The following is a 15,641-nucleotide window of genomic DNA, read 5'->3' as shown; positions in this document are numbered from 1 at the left end:
ATGCTAGTTTTCATCGGCATAGGGTATTCCTTTAAACACTTAACAATGGAGGCTCTTGACTACTTGAAAAAGGCGGACAAGGTAATCGTGGACACCTATACTTCACTCTACGAGGACGACCTTAAAGGTTTGAGAGAATACACGAGTGCAGAGATAGTGTTTGCTTCCAGAAACGATCTAGAAGGAGAAAGCATGGATAAAATAATAAGCGAGGCATTCCGCAAGAACATAGTAATCGCGATACCCGGGGACCCGTTTATAGCTACGACTCATGACTCTCTAAGGCTTGAGGCGGTTAAGAAAGGATTGGATGTTAGGGTCGTCAACTCTGTCTCAATCATAACCTTGATTCACAGCAGGCTCGGATTACAGACTTACAGATTTGGAAAAACGGTAACTCTAGTGTTTCCAGATTATTTCAAACCTTATTCAACCATTGAGACCATTTATGAAAACCTGAAAAGAAGGCTACATACAATAGTTCTCCTCGACTTGAGGGTGGAGTCTGGGAGGATGATGACCATACCTGAGGCTGTCAAAATACTCTTAGATCTCGATAGGGAACTAGAAGGCAGGTTGGAAAAAACCATAGCCCTGGGAGTCGCCCGCCTCTCATGGAGAGACGAGTTTGTGAAAGCGGATGTCCTTGCAAGATTGGCTTCATATACTTATCCTCCGCCTCCACACACCATTGTTGTCGTTTCAGATCCGCAACCCGTAGAACTCGAGAGTTTGATAAGTATGTGGGGATATCGGGAAGAATAAAGTTTTAAAGGCTTCCACGATTTCATAGTTTTTAGGTTGGACAAAATGTCCAAGCTAATTCAGATTACCGTAGTAATATTTGCATTAATGCTAGTGGCCTCGAGCATTATCCTCGTTACTAACATGGTCAGTAAAGAGGAAACAACCCAGACATATGAGATTCGCGATGCCCTGGGTAGAAGAATAACGGTTAGAAGTAATATTACAAGAGTGGTATCCCTAAGCCCGTCGCTAACTGAAATAATGTTTGAATTGGGACTCGACCATCTGCTGATCGCCGTTGACGGGCAATCACTAAGGGAAACACCATACTTAAACGCATCAAGCAAGCTAATAGAAAGGAATATTACCGATGTCGGAGGTTACTGGTGGTCCGACGTCAATCTTGAAAAGATCCTTAGTCTATCTCCCGATATCGTCCTAGTCGATAAGGGAGCACACGCGCCATTAAGAGAATTCTTCGAAAGCTACAATATAACGGCGGTTTACTTCAACGGAGGAGGCGCAAGGAGTCTTGAAGAGGTTTACCTGGACATCCTGCTTATTGGAAGAATATTTAACAAACAGGTTGAGGCGGAAGAAGTTGTTTCTCAAATAAAACAGAAGTTTCAAATGTATGAGAATGCGGGATCCCGGTTCGAGAATATAACAGTATTAGTGGTAGTAGGCATTGACCAAGCCATATGGGTTGCTGGCCCTGAAACGTTCATAGGAGATGTCCTTAGCAAGTTAGGCGTGAATAACGCTTGCAGAAGTGGCACATGGGTTGGAGCGAGTCTTGAAATGATTGCCCAGTGGAATCCAACGGTGATCATTATTGCCTCAGATAACATTACCCCGGATATCATTGCTGCATCGGGTTTGGAAAAACTTAACTCATCAATCCTCGTGATAGAGGACAAATTGATGCTGAACATGATCAATAGACCTAGCTCGTCCTTAAAACACCTTCCCCAAATGTTGATCTCCCTATTGGAACATCCCAACGAGGCGCAAAATAGTTCTGACTCGCCCTTGAGTTTATCCGTGTCGGGAGAGTTGATTGAATTTCCCAACAAGCTCATTCCGCATGAGGATATGGGCAACTCGTATTCAGCAACTTCCACTCTACTTTTACTATGAATGCGAAAAAAGGTATCAGCATATGCATCAGAAAATATTGTTTGTCACAGCGTTAGTCCTAGCGATTCTACCGTTAGGGCTAACTCTTCTATGGGATCTCGAGAGAAGTGATTACTCAACTCTCATCAACACCTATAGGATTTTCCGAGTGCTCTACGTAACCCTCTCCGGGTTGATCATAGGAGGATCTGGGGCTGTTCTGCAATCATCTCTTCGAAACCCCTTACTGGATCATCACATCCTCGGGATCGGCGGGGGAGCATTGTTTGCAGTATACGTCGCAAGCCTATTGGGAAGACCCTCATATTATCTGCTGATGTTATCGGGAGTTCTCGGTGGGCTCGCAGCGCTTGCAATGACGGTCACTATTGCCGAGAAGTTTGGAGGAACTGTTACTGCCTACATTCTCTCAGGTATTGGTGTCTCCTCATTATTTTCTGGATCAGCAATGTTGCTATCATACTTCCTTGTTTCAAAAAACCCTTATTCAGTCCTACTTTTGACCGGAAGCTTTGTAATAGCGACACCGGAGAAGATATACGCTATGCTTCCTGCGGCGATAATCTCGTCTACTGTCTTCATCGCTTTATCCAAACCTCTAAATACAATATTGATAAGCGATGAATACTCTAAGCAACTAGGGTATAACCCGAGAAAAATCCGTCTTTTCCTAATCCTAGTAGCAGGGATTTCGACTAGCATAGTAGTTTCCAACTTCGGCATTATCGGATTCGTTGGCCTCGCTTCACCTCATTTAGCTAGGATGATCTTAAGAACATCCGACAACAGGCTTGTAGTACCACTCTCCATGAGCTCTTCGGTGTTGATACTTTATGCAACAGATTTCCTGTCGAGAAAGGTACTGGTTGCTCCCATTGGTGAGGTCCCATCGGGTGCTATCGCATCCTTGATCGGGGCACCATTTTTCCTCATAGTTATGATCAAAAACATCAAGAGGTTTTCCATGTGATACGGGTTTCACAGCTGACAGTTACACATGGAAAGGCGATCCAAGCTTTGAGAAGTCTAAACTTCGAGATACCTGTTAGAAAGGTAACTTGCGTAATGGGGCCAAACGCTTCGGGTAAGACGACCTTATTGAAAACTCTAGCAGGTTTAACATCCTACAGCGGATCGGTTTACCTCAACTTTAGGGAGCTGAGAAAATACAGTAAAAGAGAATTAGCAAGGTTAGTGGGGTATACCGGGGCAGTATCGTCGAGGGACTTTTTCTCCATAAAGGTTCGAGAAGTGTTAATGACTGCTTTTTATCCTTTTTCAAATTCGTTCTTCGATAGCCCTGAGCATTACAAATACGTTGAAGAAATATCTCGTGACGCGGGCATCGAGCACTTGCTAGATAGGCGCCTCAACGAGCTAAGCTCTGGAGAACTTCAGAAAGTATTTCTAGCCCTGATAATCGCCAGGAGCCCCCAATACTATCTACTCGACGAGCCGGACTCTCACTTGGACATCGGCTTTAAACCCGAGTTAATCAAGATGATCAGGAAGCTGAGCCAAAGTTCAACCGTGCTCATAGCCACGCACGATCCATTGTTTGCTTTTAAATGTTGCGACTACTTTATAATTCTCAATAAAGGAGAGTTGGTTTTATCCGGTGAAAAAAAGGATCTTATAGAGAACCTTCAAATATTAAGCAGAGTCTACGGGGTGAGGTTTGAAACCCTACTCGGTAAGGGGGGCGAGAAATTAATAATTCCCGTTTATGAATAGAGTTGCTTTTCTTGCCAACCACTGCTACACAGCCTCGATAAAGCATATAATACGAGGGCGTCTGATCTTATCGGTTCATATGTTCTCCACGCTATTATCAGAGAGTTTTTGACCTCGCCCGACGCGATCGTTTTCATTAGAGGTTGAGAATACTTTGAGGGAACCCGGGGAAACTCGACACCTCCATCGTTATCGCTGGATATGCCAATCATTAACAAGTCGGCCGGGGATCGACAACCGATAACCAAGTAGTCTCTGAACTCCACTATCCTTGACTTGACGAGATCTAGCACAGCCTTTGAAAAAGGTTTGTAAGCCACCAGATATAATCCTTCTCCTTTAAAAATTAAATCGGTCTGGAAGGCACTGAGCACGATCTCTAAGAGTCCTGGAGACCCCGCATTCTTTACAAACCCGTACTTTCTCAAAGAGTCTATTATTCTCCTAACTCTCCTCTCACTCATCTTCAAAATCTTGGATGCCCCTACTCTCCCCAGTTTCTTCCAACCATAAGCTAAAACGACTTGAAGCCCAACTAAAGCGTCGACTCCTAAGGTTTTCTCGAACAAGACCGGTAAGCTCGATAATTCCTCACAGCTAATGCTCATCAATAATCTCCCAGGAGCTTCTCCACGAGCTCGGTGCTCGACATCAATCTCGCACCTAGAACCTTCTTCATGTATTCGACGGCATACTCATGGTCTCCCTCCGAGAATGCTGATATAGCATCAGATACAAGAATGATGTTGAAACGCTCGTAGAAGGCGTCTATAGCTGTATGCATAACGCAAATATGCGTGTGAATGCCCGTTAAAATTACAGTGTCAACGCCAAGATCTCTGAGCACGCCGGCCAGCCCAGTATCCCTGAATCCACTGTAGGATCGCTTGTAGAGCACGATGTCTCCAGCCTCTGGAGCTAGTTCATCTATGATCTTAGACTCGTGATGCTCCCGTAAGGCGTGAGGACCCCAGATGGAGAACTCCCTGTCAAAAGGAAAATGCTGGTCTATGAGATATATCACTGGTATTCCGCGTCGCCGGGCAACACTAACTATATTGGCTATCACGGGGACGATTTGCTCCGCACGTGCACTCCGCAACCTGCCTCGCACAAACTCTTCAATCATGTCTATGACGAGTATCGCAGGCTTCAAGGGTTGCACCCTATAATTATTAGGTTGAGAAACTTATTATCTCTATGAATGATGAACGACTTCGGTCAAGAGCATCAGCGATGAAGAACCGTGTGAGGGCTGAAATGATTGTTGCTCCATAGGAACTATATATCAGTATATAGTGTATGTACCGATTATTAATGTTTTTAAATCCTCCATTGGATATATTCGATTGGTGCGTGTTATGAATTCATTCGCATCACTATATGAAAACGATCCTGTGTACCAAATGGCTGTTAAACAATTGAAAGAATCAATTAGAATCCTGGGCTACCCTGAAGAATACGTGGAGATACTCAGACACCCGGAAAAGCTCGTACAGGTTAAAATAACTATTAGAAGGGACAACGGGAAACTAGAAACATTCCTGGGTTGGAGGAGCCAGCACAATAGTGCTTTAGGACCCTATAAGGGCGGAGTGAGATACGGGGAGAACGTGACTCCAGGAGAGGTAGTAGCTCTATCCATATGGATGACTTGGAAGACCTCGCTCGCCGGCATTCCCTATGGTGGAGGTAAGGGAGGAGTTAGAGTCAACCCCAAGGCGTTGAGCGCCCGAGAACTTGAAGAGTTGAGCAGGAAATTCTTCGCCGGAATAGCCAAGGACGTTGGTCCCGACGTAGACATCCCAGCGCCCGACGTCTACACGAATCCGCAGACCATGGCATGGTATTTTGACGAGTACAGCAAGATCGTAGGCTATAATGCATGGGGCGTAGTCACGGCGAAGCCCGTGGACGTGGGAGGATTAAACGCTAGGACAGTGTCGACCGGATACGGGACAGCTTTAACTGCTAGAGAAGCCGCAAAGAAGTGGCTTGGAGGCTTCGAAGGAAGGACCGTGGCAATACACGGTTTCGGCAACGTGGGCATGTACGCTGCGAAGTACGCCCAGGAATGGGGAGCAATAGTTGTAGCGGTTAGCGATACGAGCGGATACGTCTACGATCCGAAGGGAATTGATGTGGATGAAGCCATAAGAGTCAAAAACGAAACAGGCAAAGTCATTAACTATAAGAAGGGGGATGTAAAAGTCTCCACCAACCACTTAGAAGTACTAGAACTACCAGTCGACGTACTGATACCTGCAGCTACAGAAAACGTGATAACTAAAGAAAACGTTGATAGAATTAAAGCCAAGGTCATCTCAGAAGGAGCAAACGGACCTACAACACCCGAGGCGGATGAAATACTCCACAAGAGGGGAGTAGTTGTAGTCCCCGATATTCTGGCCAATGCGGGAGGAGTTACGATGAGCTGGATAGAGTGGGCCCACAATAGAATGGGGTGTTGGCTGACAGATGAGGAGGCTTTAGGCAGGTTGGATAAAATGATGACTCTCAACTTCCACAGAGTCTTCGACGACTGGCAGAAGAGGTTCTCTCAATACCCAATGAGAATAGCGGCGTATGCTATTGCCGTCGACAGAGTAGTAAGAGCAATGAAGTATAGAGGATGGCTCTAAGCTTTTTCACCCCTCTTGTAAACCAATACTCCGTTTTTTAGCCTTATTTCAACAACTCTGTGAAAAGGAATTTGATCCTCTCCAACGAATATGTAACCCTTTCTCACATCCGTTATGAGTTCCCCAGGGATGGGCTTCAAAACACTCTCATCCCCTTCCCTAAACTTAATGAATACTATGTACTCGCTCCTTCTGCCCCCGAAAAATATTTTCTTCAACCACTCTTCGATCTCGCCCTTCTTTCTCACGGACAACATCCTCGAATACATTAAAAACAAAGACAAGATTATATTATTCAAGCATGCCCAACGATGGTGAAGGGTTTGAGAAAAAGAAATCTGGGAGCACTACTCATGTTTTCAACTACGGTTTTCACAGGAGTTTACACCTACTTGTTGTTCTTCTCGGAAAAAAGACTACAAGAGATTACGTTAAAAGCAACGATATATGCGCTCGTACTTATTTTATCCGCTACTATATTTCTAATAGGCTATGGTTTCTTCAAAACGCCTAGTATTACCCCTGATGAGGTAAGAGAGAAACTAACGAAGACTAAGTATCAAAGTGTTGAGAAAGACTATTAAGGAGAATGCCCTTTCTAATCTTTACTTTTCCCTATACGCCAGCTTGTAAAGCAACCACTTAAGTACTTTCTTCGCTTCATCACTTATTTCCAGAGAAGCCTCGAGTCCCGAGAGCGCCTGTGAGACAAATGATTCAATAAGTCTCAAATTGTAATCCAAACTGCCGGTAGATTTAACGATCTCTCTGACCCTCTCTACGTGATCCTCTGTGATATCATTACTCGGTAGCTTGTCGTAAACCAATTCAAGGAATTCTCTCTCCTGCCTAGATGAGAGCTGATGGGCTTTAATAATTAATAGAGTTTTCTTTTTTCCTCTAACATCGCTTCCGCTTGGTTTTCCAGTGACCCTTGGATCCCCGTATAGCCCAATTATATCATCCCTCAGCTGGAATGCAATCCCAGCCGGGATAGCAAAAGCCGAGAGCTCTTCAAGAAGCTTTTGGCTGTATCTCAACGAAGCGATTGCGCCGAGATGTAGAGGTAGTTCTATAGTGTAGGAAGCAGTCTTCAATTTGTGAACAAGAAGAATTTCATTCTCGCCGATTTTCTCTAAAGGTAGGGAGGAGAATAATACGTCTAAATATTGACCGTAAGCAACTCTCCTCAAACCCCTAGAGTAGGTTGCAATTAGCCTCTTTAAATCCTCTCCCGGTAGCTCAAGTAACGCCAAGTTCTCGACTGCTGATGCTTCCAAGTAGTCTCCAACCGTTATCGCTTGCGACACGCCATAGTGGACGCAATCTGCTGAAAATCCATCGTTAGCACAAGCATCCCTGAACCACACATGAACCGTGGGACCACCTCTTCTAAGCTCATCCATATCCATAATGTCATCGTGAATGAGAAGATAGCTCTGGAGTAATTCAAGGGAGGCCATCAGTCTCGAAATCGTGTTGACGTCTCCCGCACTCCACACCTTGCTCCAATAACCTATCAGAGCTAAGAATGCCCTAATCCTCTTACCCCCTCTTAACGTATAATCCCTGGAGACGAATGGAATGCTCTTCAAATACGGTGAAACCTGTTGGGATTCTTCCTCTAGTTCATTAAAAAACTCCCTCAGTCTAGACTCCACCAGCTTGACACTGTACTCGAGTAGTTGAGAGAAATCTTCTTCCATTTAACGCACCGTCTATTATAAAATGATATCACGTTAATATTAAATTACCTCCTCAGAATCCTTCGAAGCTCTTTAATCACCTCAAGATTCTCTTTCTCGCCGAGAAGACCCCAGTATACCCCCCTGGGTCTAATTTTTTCACCTTCAAATTTCACCAGCCTCGTGCAACTGTTTCGGGTTTCATATAGGTTTATAAGGGCTGGTATCATTTTATTCGTTGAGATGTAGGTGCTTCGACCAAGGGAGGTTTGCGAGAGGCTCGGTATCAGCTACACTACTCTGAGAGAGTACGTTAAGAGGTTGGATTAAACCAGTTGTTCTCGAGAGCGGTAAGTGGAGGTTCAGAGAGGAAGACGTTGAGAAGCTGATGGGTATCGTTAAACCGAAGACCGTTATCCTCTACGCTCGTACCTCCTCTCATACGCAGAAGGACGATCTCGAGAGACAAGTGAAGGTCCTCGAGGAGTGGGCTAAACAGAACAACGTAGAGAAGTACGAGGTCGTCACGGACATTGGTAGCGGTCTCAACGAGGATAGAAAAGGATACAAGAGAATACTGAGACTTGCAACCGAGAGGAAGATATCCAAGATCGTAGTAGCGTACCCAGATAGACTCACCAGATTCGGGTTCAAAACGCTGGCAGAACTCCTTAGAGCATTTGGAGTAGAGGTGGTTGTGATAAACCACGAGGACAAAGACCCAAAAGAAGAGCTCGTGGAGGATTTGATCACCACCATATCTCACTTCGCTGGAAAACTCTATGGTATGAGGAGTCATAAGTACGAGAAAGTGGTTGAAGGTGTGAGAAAACTTGTTGAAGACCCGTGAAGTAGTCAGAATGTACAGTATTCCAGTAAGAGACTTGAGAGTTAGAGAGCTGATAACGTGGTACACTAAAACGCTCCAGAGAGCAGTTGACACGATATGGGAGAACATTATATGGGAGTACAGGTTCCCAGAGCTATCCAGGAGAGGAAGGAGAGTTAGCGTTGAACTAGGGTACAGGGTCAAGGCTCCAAGAGTACCTGCTGATAGGAAGTTCAAGAAGATGCTTAGAGACTCTTTGCTCGCAGAGTGCCCATATGCTAAGCACTGGGTTGATGCTGTTATCAGAACAGCGTACTCTGTTATCGAGTCATGGAGGAAGAGGTACCTGAAGGGAGAATACAGGAAGGTTAAACCGAGGATTAAGAGGAGGTTCGCTAGATGCAAGATAACGCTCATGAAGGTCGACTACGGGAGGAAAGCGGTGAGGATAACTCTGAAGCCAGGTGAGTACCTTGAGGTTTCGTGGAGTGGGAAGTGGTTTAGTAAAAGGGTTGAGGGCTGGAGAATTGGAGAAGTGATCCTCAAGGATGACAGAGTGCTTATTCCGTTCAAGAAGACCGAGGTCTACAGTGTTGAGAGAGTTGTTGCATGGGATTCGAACGAGCTATCTCTCGACGGCTACTCCCCAGAAATCGGGTTCATCAAGGTTGACCTGAGGTACCTGCAGAGCTTGAAGATTGTTTACGAGAAGAAGAAAGCTACTGCTCAATCAATTGGTAAGAAAGAGCTGTTCGAGAAGTACGCTAAGCGAGAGAGAAACGGGGAGAGGGACTACATAAACAAGCTCGTTAAGCAGATAACCACCATGTTCCCCAACGCTGTTCATGTCGTCGAAAACCTCGAGAAAAAGGACATGGTTGCTAGAGGAAGAACCCGTAAAGAGAGAAGGAAGAGAAACGCTAGAACACCATGGGAAACAATACACAGAAAGCTCTCAGAGAAAGCACTAGTGGTTAAGGTTTCTCCACACAACACCTCTCGAACCTGCCCACGATGCGGGTACGTGGTAAAGATCCGAGCGGGCAGGGTATTCAAATGCCCGAGGTGTGGTCTCGAACTGGATAGGCAGAAGCTCGCATCCGTAAACATCTACTTCAAGTACACCAAGATGTGGGGGTTCCCCCACAGCAATGAACCCGAGCTGGATAAGGGTGAGCTGTGGATTGGGGTTACCCTGAACGGGTGGAGACCAATGACATGGGCACCGATGAAAGGTGCCCCAAGGTCTGTGAAGCCAAGGGTTGAGATCAAACAATATCAACCAACATAAAACCCGAACCCCTCCATATTCTCTCACGTATTTGTTGCTTAAGCTTCTTAACCTCCATATTACAACCAACGCTCAATAACGACCCCATTTATTTAATTACGAAAATGCGGATAATGGTTGTTGTGGTCTGGATGACGGCTAAGCTTCAAATAGCTCTTGACCTCTTGGAGCTTACGAAGGCAGTTGAAATAGCTACTAGAGTGGTTTCAGCAGTGAAGTGTGACAATATTTGGATAGAAGTTGGCACTCCCTTATTGAAGTCCTGGGGGAAAATCGCGATTAAGGCTTTGAAAAATATTACTGACTGCTTCCTCGTCGCCGATACAAAGATCATGGATGTCCCCGAGATTGAGGGGGCCACGGTCTTCGGAGCAGGAGCCGATGCCTACACAATACTCGCGGTTGCCGACGACGAGGTTGTTAAAGATGGAGTAAGATATGCTCGTGAAAAAGACAAAACAGTGATTATTGATTTAATCAATCATCCGAATCCATTGAATAGAGCTGTCAAACTCGCCGAGTACGGCGCAGATGTCTTATTATACCATGTGGGTATCAGCGTCCAAAAAGCGAGGGGCATTTCGGCAAAAGACTTGAAGAACGAGATAGCTGAACTGAGAAAACTGGTCCCAGTCAAAATAGCTGTGGCCGGTGGTTTGAAACCAGGAGACGTAAGGGAGCTAGTAGAGCTGGGCGTTGACGTGGTCGTTGTGGGAGGAGCTGTGACAAAGAGTCCTGAGCCCGAGAACGTTGTTAAACAGCTCCTCATGGAGATAGGTTATAAGCTAGAATGAAGGGGTTTTGACAACTTTTTCAACAATTCCCGATTCCTTGACCTCCAAGTACCTTTTCCTGTGCTCTTTCAAGCGATTCGTGAGAATTTCGAGAGCCCTTCTCTTACACTCTCCACACAGTACTCTACCGCTCACACAGTCCTCGTAAACCTCCTTCAACATCTTATCCTCAGGAGCTAGGTGATACAAGTAGGTTTCGTAGACCACGCACTTCCAAGGCTCTCCCCCAAGCCTCTTCTGTTCCTCTGCTGTAGCGCGTCCACCTGTTAGAGCATTAATAAATTTTTTCCTCACCACTTCTTCGCTGTCATCTAAATGAATCGCGAAGTCTGGCCTGCTCTTGCTCATCTTATTGCCATCCAACCCTCTTAGTAGTTTATGGTAGATGGAGGCGGGTCGGGTTAATCCGAGCTCTCCCTCGAACCTGTCGGCTAAGTCCCTCGTCAACCTCAAGTGGGGATCTTGATCGGCACCAACGGGGACAAGCACGTGTTTAAACGAACCATAAGAGTCGAGTTGCAAGTGGAGGATGTCTGCCGCCTGAGTCAGTGACGCGATTATTTTCCCCGGAGACAGCTCCCCGTATATAGCCTCCATTTCAGCCATGGTGATTTTTCTCGAAAACATTTGCATAAGTCTATAGTAGTCGTCACTCATGGAAGTTTGAAAATAGAACTCCGTCTTCTCCGGGTCGAGCCCCCATGCGATGGCGTGGGCGATGAAGTCAACTCCATTCAATATAGTAGTTCTCCTATCTTCTCTCCTCACGACATAAGCCTCAGCATCCGCGATAGCAACCTTGACGTGAGCGCCAATCTCTTGAAAGAACCTTAACTCCTCGTAAACCATGGCTGTGCCCAAGTGTGGCCTACCGCTTGGCATGAAGCCTGTGAGGACAGCTGTTCTACCGTTGGATTTTAACGCTTCAAGCCACTTGTCGAAATCCCTGTGCCCGAAAACCACTTTTCGAGTAAAATACGGATGCATCTTACTCATTAAGACAAATACTTCACTTATGGGGCGAATCCCGAACTCGCTTAGTAATTTCTCATAATTCTCGATTGCGAAATGACCCCACGGGTCGAGCCGCGTGCCCATTGAAGCTCTCCTTTTCTAAAACATTGTCTCTAGATTATTATATTCCTAAAAAGAGTTATAACTAACGTTGATACTGAATAAAGAAAGCAGTCGGGCTCAGCCCCGGAGATTCCTCATCACCACTCATCCTGGACTAGGAGACTTCATTGCCTTCATCGCTATTTAAAATGTTGAGTAGCAAGTATAAGCCTTACGCAATGATCGCTTTAGCCAGTCCCGGAGGAGTGTCAATGGGTCTCTTGAACGCCACTCCAAGCCTGTAAGCCAATAGCTGTATAGGAAGGCTAAGCACTATAGGAGAGAGGTATCGGGAGACCTCTGGGGTTTGGATCATCACTGTATCGCCGAATCTTCCAGGTCCGATAACTATCGGCTTAGCACCTTTGTTCCTAGCCTCCTCCAAGACCTTCACGTAAAGAGGTTTAGCCTGTTCCTCAGCCGGTTCTATTAACACAACTGGGAAATCTTTAGTCAACAGGACCATTGGTCCATGCCTCATCTCGCCGAGTTGGAAACCTTCCGCATGAATGATTGCTGCCTCCTTTAGCTTCAATGCTGACTCCAATGCTAATGGATAATTGATCCCGCTACTAGCAACATACACACTGTCCCAATTATAACTCATCTGCACGATCTCGGACGCCTTCTTGTCAAACTCAATGATTCTTTCCTTCATTAAGGCAGAAGCGCTTTTAATCTCCTCAACGATTCCCTTGTATTCACCTGTGTTTATTCTACCAGTGAACATCCCAGTGTATGCGGCAAGCAACAAGAGAGTCGCCAGCGTGGTCGTGAAGGACTTAGTCGCTGGAACGGCTATCTCAGGTCCAGCCCCGATTGGCAGGTAAACATTAGACTCCAATGCAAGCTTAGAGCCAACGTTATTAGTGATCCCCACGATCACTGCGCCTCTTTGCTTAGCCTGCTTTATACTGGATATCACGTCCGAGGTTTCCCCACTCTGGCTTATCGCTATTATGACAGTTCCAGTTTCAACAGTGTCCAATAAGTAATATGGAAATTCTGCCGCTGAAACCGTGTCAACTGTTACCCCAGCAAGATCACTGAAATAATAGGAGCCTATCATTCCAGCATGAAGGCTGGTCCCATTAGCCAATATATACGTGTTCTTCGCACCGTAAACTATCATCGATGCGAGTCTTAAGTACTTTTCCATCACTGTTAAAAGAACCCTGTTAAGAGCCTCGGGGGATTCATATATTTCTTTCAGCATGAAATGGGGAAATCCCCCTTTGTCACCTGCCTCCGCAACGAACTTAACCCTCTTAGCTAGGAGTTCTGCAAGCGTGATAGTGCTGCCGTCGCTCATTCTTATGCTTGAAAAGCCGTTTTGATCAACCCAGCCTACCGTGCCATCCTCTATCAGGTATGCTGTCTCGGCGAACCCGTGGAGAGATGAGATATCGCTAGATATGTACGAACATGCCTCACCCAATCCAAGAACAAGAGGCTGTCCATTTGCCACGAAAAATACTTTCTTATATGATTCTACCAAAATTACTAAGGAGTAAAGCCCTCTCAAATTCCTGCCTAATTCTTGAAGTGCGCCGGCAACATTAGAGCCCTTGGAAAGTTCTTCTTCGAGAAAATGCGCTGCGACCTCTGTATCGGTCCTTCCCTTGAAAACGTGTCCCCTCTCCTCTAGTTTTTTCTTCACCTCTTCATAGTTCTCTATTATACCATCGCCCACGACCGCTATTCTCCCAGTACAGTCTTGAAGAGGGTGAGTGTTTTCAAAAACAGGCCAGCCTCTACTAGCATATCTTGTATGAGCAACAGCGATCTCGGAATCCACGTTTAAGTAGTTCAATTGAGGGGCAACCTTCTCGAGATGACCAGGGGCTTTTAAAACTACGAGCTTTTCTCCCCTGAAAAACGCGACACCAGCTCCATCATACCCTCTATACAATAGCCTCTTCAACCCCGTGTATAGGGAATTGTCCTTGATTTTCTCCCTACAAACTACGGCGAATATGCCGCCCATAAAATCCCCAAGATATATATCAGAAGAGCATATATTATTATTGTCTAAAGTACTACGCGACAAAGGGAGAATGGTCAACTTGCCCAGGGTATCTTATGTAAAAATACTTGAAGCCGAAAGAATACTCCTGTTCAACGGTTATCTAGGGTTTGAAAAGTTGAATGAATTATCAAACAAGATTCGCCAAGTCCTCAGTGAATACTATCGCGATTATGAAGGCTTAGTTTTTCAAACTGTTCCAGGGATCCTGACTATACTCTCGGGTAAGACGACTTCCAGCATTGAAAAAGAAATATACTTGGTTATTAACCAGATAGCCCCCCATGGTGTTAGTTTTGTCTCAGTATCACACGAGAGACCATTTACTACTCTACTAATTGCTTCACGAATGTTAACAAGGAAACCCGGCTTTACATACATAGATGGGCCTCTCGATAAATACGTTATTGGAATACTCGACTACAGTCACGAGCTATCTCAAAGTGATATCGCTTCCAGCGTTTTCATCAGTAAAAAGTACTGCGGAGAAATATCTAAGCTATCCTATAAGTTAGGTGGTATTTTCCTCGAATGCGGCTACTCGCGCTCGATAATCCTACTGGACCCTTTGAGAATCCAGGACTTGAAAGGATATGATTTCGAAGTCAAAATCGGGGTGGGAGAAGGCGATACTCCTGTTAAAGCGTTGATAAACGCTGAGAGGTCGCTGAGCCTTAGAGGGTTAATTGCTTCTTGAAGGGGTGGAGAATTCTTTCGTCTTAAGCTCTGAAATATACAAAGCCAGAAAAACCGCTATGATGATTAATAAGGCCACTACCACGAAATCATCCAGCCTTAAGAAGTTCTCACCTGCTCCCTGCGCCCCAAGAGGCTGAGTAACCCTGGTTAGAGTCTCTTCCAAAGACTTCAACTCGTTGAGGCGCGGATCCAGCTGAGATAGTCTTTGTTCCCGCCGATTATTGGAACAGCAATTATCTCAGGGACAGAATAGGAATGTTCTTCTTTAACCTTTCTTACAAGGTTTTCTAATCTCTCAATAGTAGTTTTAACTAATAAGAGGGATTCACCGCTTTGTTCTATCTTCCCCTCCCACCAATAGATGCTTGAAACTTCTCTAACGATATTCACGCATGCCGCAAGCTTCGACTCGACAAGAGTCCTCGCTATCTTCGATGCTTCCTCATAATTACTCGTAGTGATTAAAACTAGAATCCAACCCCCTTCCATGGACCCCCACCCAGAAGTCAGTTCTGGGCCCCGTTCATCGCTTAGGCTCCCCGGTAATACCATTCATCATTCCCTTATTAATCCTCTACTCCTTCTACCTTATTATGCTTCGCCCAACTCTTTCGTGGTCTCGGCAATTGTTAATTGTTTCGAAGCCTCGTGTCTACGTGCAAATCCTATATAAATGTTTATGATTCTCAAAGATTGTTCAACCTCCTCGTCAAAGAAGCATTTGGATTCAACTCTTTTTCCCGTGATCGTTACTCCACTTATCCTCTTAAACCTTGGCTTTTCACATTCGAGGATACCCGCTTTTTCCAGCAATCCAATCATGGCTAAGGCTTCAATGTATCGAAGGGAGCACTCTCTCTCGCAGACTATATAAGCATCAAGCTGATTCTTAGAGCTCATTCTCAACTTACCTCCTCAACCATTTATCGGTTGCATCA

At 45.3% G+C, this 15,641-nt stretch carries 18 protein-coding genes and 1 pseudogene; 10 read left to right on the top strand and 9 right to left on the bottom strand.

Features of this window, described 5'->3' with window-relative positions:
* The 4 genes from dph5 to QXH45_01490 are packed head-to-tail and all read left to right on the top strand — an operon-like array spanning nucleotide 1 to nucleotide 3,621.
* The gene (gene dph5 / locus QXH45_01505) at nucleotides 1–765 is read left to right on the top strand and encodes a diphthine synthase (protein ID MEM2077924.1); all 765 of its coding nucleotides are present in this window, start codon (nucleotides 1–3) and stop codon (nucleotides 763–765) included.
* Between the two features lie 45 nt (nucleotides 766–810).
* A complete protein-coding gene (locus QXH45_01500; GenBank protein MEM2077923.1) occupies nucleotides 811–1,887 on the top strand; it encodes an ABC transporter substrate-binding protein in 1,077 nt (358 codons plus the stop codon).
* A gap of 22 nt (nucleotides 1,888–1,909) precedes the next feature.
* Nucleotides 1,910–2,857, top strand: coding sequence for an iron ABC transporter permease (locus QXH45_01495; protein ID MEM2077922.1), 948 nt, complete (start codon nucleotides 1,910–1,912; stop codon nucleotides 2,855–2,857).
* The gene (locus QXH45_01490; GenBank protein MEM2077921.1) at nucleotides 2,854–3,621 is read left to right on the top strand and encodes an ABC transporter ATP-binding protein; all 768 of its coding nucleotides are present in this window, start codon (nucleotides 2,854–2,856) and stop codon (nucleotides 3,619–3,621) included. The genes QXH45_01495 and QXH45_01490 overlap by 4 nt, the downstream gene beginning before the upstream one ends.
* Here the strand turns inward: QXH45_01490 and QXH45_01485 are convergent.
* Together QXH45_01485 and QXH45_01480 are read right to left on the bottom strand one after the other, a co-directional pair.
* The gene (locus QXH45_01485; GenBank protein MEM2077920.1) at nucleotides 3,612–4,229 is read right to left on the bottom strand and encodes a hypothetical protein; all 618 of its coding nucleotides are present in this window, start codon (nucleotides 4,227–4,229) and stop codon (nucleotides 3,612–3,614) included. The genes QXH45_01490 and QXH45_01485 overlap by 10 nt on opposite strands.
* Nucleotides 4,229–4,786 (bottom strand): isochorismatase family cysteine hydrolase, encoded by a 558-nt coding sequence (locus QXH45_01480; GenBank protein ID MEM2077919.1) that lies wholly within the window; start codon nucleotides 4,784–4,786, stop codon nucleotides 4,229–4,231. Before QXH45_01480 ends, QXH45_01485 begins: the two co-directional genes overlap by 1 nt.
* 196 nt (nucleotides 4,787–4,982) lie before the next feature.
* Here QXH45_01480 and QXH45_01475 point away from each other — a divergent pair, with 196 nt between their 5' ends.
* Nucleotides 4,983–6,263 carry a Glu/Leu/Phe/Val dehydrogenase gene (locus QXH45_01475; GenBank protein MEM2077918.1) on the top strand — a complete coding sequence of 427 codons (1,281 nt, stop codon included), beginning with the start codon at nucleotides 4,983–4,985 and terminating at the stop codon, nucleotides 6,261–6,263.
* Here QXH45_01475 and QXH45_01470 read toward each other — a convergent pair.
* The gene (locus QXH45_01470) at nucleotides 6,260–6,532 is read right to left on the bottom strand and encodes an RNA repair domain-containing protein (GenBank protein MEM2077917.1); all 273 of its coding nucleotides are present in this window, start codon (nucleotides 6,530–6,532) and stop codon (nucleotides 6,260–6,262) included. The genes QXH45_01475 and QXH45_01470 overlap by 4 nt on opposite strands.
* Nucleotides 6,533–6,586: 54 nt before the next feature.
* On the opposite strand from QXH45_01470, the gene QXH45_01465 reads away from it, so the two are divergent.
* Nucleotides 6,587–6,847 carry a hypothetical protein gene (locus QXH45_01465; protein MEM2077916.1) on the top strand — a complete coding sequence of 87 codons (261 nt, stop codon included), beginning with the start codon at nucleotides 6,587–6,589 and terminating at the stop codon, nucleotides 6,845–6,847.
* Between the two features lie 21 nt (nucleotides 6,848–6,868).
* On the opposite strand, the gene QXH45_01460 is transcribed toward QXH45_01465, so the two are convergent.
* Nucleotides 6,869–7,969 carry a polyprenyl synthetase family protein gene (locus QXH45_01460; GenBank protein ID MEM2077915.1) on the bottom strand — a complete coding sequence of 367 codons (1,101 nt, stop codon included), beginning with the start codon at nucleotides 7,967–7,969 and terminating at the stop codon, nucleotides 6,869–6,871.
* 228 nt (nucleotides 7,970–8,197) lie between these two features.
* On the opposite strand from QXH45_01460, the pseudogene QXH45_01455 reads away from it, so the two are divergent.
* The 3 genes and pseudogenes from QXH45_01455 to QXH45_01445 all read left to right on the top strand — a co-directional run bounded on the left by QXH45_01455 (nucleotide 8,198) and on the right by QXH45_01445 (nucleotide 10,862).
* Nucleotides 8,198–8,798, top strand: a pseudogene (locus QXH45_01455) (IS607 family transposase).
* Nucleotides 8,782–10,068 carry a zinc ribbon domain-containing protein gene (locus QXH45_01450; GenBank protein ID MEM2077914.1) on the top strand — a complete coding sequence of 429 codons (1,287 nt, stop codon included), beginning with the start codon at nucleotides 8,782–8,784 and terminating at the stop codon, nucleotides 10,066–10,068. Before QXH45_01455 ends, QXH45_01450 begins: the two are co-directional and overlap by 17 nt.
* 104 nt (nucleotides 10,069–10,172) lie before the next feature.
* Nucleotides 10,173–10,862: an orotidine 5'-phosphate decarboxylase / HUMPS family protein gene (locus QXH45_01445; GenBank protein MEM2077913.1), complete on the top strand. Its 690-nt coding sequence runs from the start codon at nucleotides 10,173–10,175 to the stop codon at nucleotides 10,860–10,862.
* Here the strand turns inward: QXH45_01445 and QXH45_01440 are convergent.
* Together QXH45_01440 and glmS are read right to left on the bottom strand one after the other, a co-directional pair.
* Nucleotides 10,854–11,960 carry a tryptophan--tRNA ligase gene (locus QXH45_01440; GenBank protein MEM2077912.1) on the bottom strand — a complete coding sequence of 369 codons (1,107 nt, stop codon included), beginning with the start codon at nucleotides 11,958–11,960 and terminating at the stop codon, nucleotides 10,854–10,856. The two genes, QXH45_01445 and QXH45_01440, sit on opposite strands and share 9 nt — an antisense overlap.
* 190 nt (nucleotides 11,961–12,150) lie before the next feature.
* Nucleotides 12,151–13,965, bottom strand: a complete 1,815-nt coding sequence (gene glmS / locus QXH45_01435) for a glutamine--fructose-6-phosphate transaminase (isomerizing) (GenBank protein ID MEM2077911.1) — start codon at nucleotides 13,963–13,965, stop codon at nucleotides 12,151–12,153.
* A gap of 40 nt (nucleotides 13,966–14,005) precedes the next feature.
* Between glmS and QXH45_01430 the strand changes: the two genes are divergently transcribed.
* Nucleotides 14,006–14,701 carry a hypothetical protein gene (locus QXH45_01430; GenBank protein MEM2077910.1) on the top strand — a complete coding sequence of 232 codons (696 nt, stop codon included), beginning with the start codon at nucleotides 14,006–14,008 and terminating at the stop codon, nucleotides 14,699–14,701.
* Here the strand turns inward: QXH45_01430 and QXH45_01425 are convergent.
* The 3 genes from QXH45_01425 to QXH45_01415 all read right to left on the bottom strand — a co-directional run bounded on the left by QXH45_01425 (nucleotide 14,687) and on the right by QXH45_01415 (nucleotide 15,603).
* Complete coding sequence (locus QXH45_01425) at nucleotides 14,687–14,875, bottom strand: hypothetical protein (GenBank protein ID MEM2077909.1); 189 nt, start codon at nucleotides 14,873–14,875, stop codon at nucleotides 14,687–14,689. The genes QXH45_01430 and QXH45_01425 overlap by 15 nt on opposite strands.
* Nucleotides 14,872–15,192 carry a divalent-cation tolerance protein CutA gene (gene cutA / locus QXH45_01420; protein MEM2077908.1) on the bottom strand — a complete coding sequence of 107 codons (321 nt, stop codon included), beginning with the start codon at nucleotides 15,190–15,192 and terminating at the stop codon, nucleotides 14,872–14,874. Before cutA ends, QXH45_01425 begins: the two co-directional genes overlap by 4 nt.
* A gap of 102 nt (nucleotides 15,193–15,294) precedes the next feature.
* Nucleotides 15,295–15,603 (bottom strand): hypothetical protein, encoded by a 309-nt coding sequence (locus tag QXH45_01415; protein ID MEM2077907.1) that lies wholly within the window; start codon nucleotides 15,601–15,603, stop codon nucleotides 15,295–15,297.
* Nucleotides 15,604–15,641: the final 38 nt, after the last annotated feature.

This window comes from Thermosphaera sp. (assembly GCA_038827615.1).
Lineage (GTDB): Archaea > Thermoproteota > Thermoprotei_A > Sulfolobales > Desulfurococcaceae > Thermosphaera.
This window is presented reverse-complemented; position numbering and strand designations above follow the sequence as displayed.

What these genes read in the sequence shown, in the direction of transcription:
- cutA (MEM2077908.1), bottom strand. Translation starts at nt 15,192, where the DNA reads ATGGAAGGGGGTTGGATTCTAGTTTTAATCACTACGAGTAATTATGAG.
- QXH45_01475 (MEM2077918.1), top strand. Translation starts at nt 4,983, where the DNA reads ATGAATTCATTCGCATCACTATATGAAAACGATCCTGTGTACCAAATG.
- QXH45_01500 (MEM2077923.1), top strand. Translation starts at nt 811, where the DNA reads ATGTCCAAGCTAATTCAGATTACCGTAGTAATATTTGCATTAATGCTA.
- QXH45_01470 (MEM2077917.1), bottom strand. Translation starts at nt 6,532, where the DNA reads ATGTATTCGAGGATGTTGTCCGTGAGAAAGAAGGGCGAGATCGAAGAG.
- QXH45_01485 (MEM2077920.1), bottom strand. Translation starts at nt 4,229, where the DNA reads ATGAGCATTAGCTGTGAGGAATTATCGAGCTTACCGGTCTTGTTCGAG.
- QXH45_01440 (MEM2077912.1), bottom strand. Translation starts at nt 11,960, where the DNA reads ATGGGCACGCGGCTCGACCCGTGGGGTCATTTCGCAATCGAGAATTAT.
- glmS (MEM2077911.1), bottom strand. Translation starts at nt 13,965, where the DNA reads ATGGGCGGCATATTCGCCGTAGTTTGTAGGGAGAAAATCAAGGACAAT.
- dph5 (MEM2077924.1), top strand. Translation starts at nt 1, where the DNA reads ATGCTAGTTTTCATCGGCATAGGGTATTCCTTTAAACACTTAACAATG.
- QXH45_01445 (MEM2077913.1), top strand. Translation starts at nt 10,173, where the DNA reads ATGCGGATAATGGTTGTTGTGGTCTGGATGACGGCTAAGCTTCAAATA.
- QXH45_01415 (MEM2077907.1), bottom strand. Translation starts at nt 15,603, where the DNA reads ATGAGCTCTAAGAATCAGCTTGATGCTTATATAGTCTGCGAGAGAGAG.
- QXH45_01495 (MEM2077922.1), top strand. Translation starts at nt 1,910, where the DNA reads ATGCATCAGAAAATATTGTTTGTCACAGCGTTAGTCCTAGCGATTCTA.
- QXH45_01460 (MEM2077915.1), bottom strand. Translation starts at nt 7,969, where the DNA reads ATGGAAGAAGATTTCTCTCAACTACTCGAGTACAGTGTCAAGCTGGTG.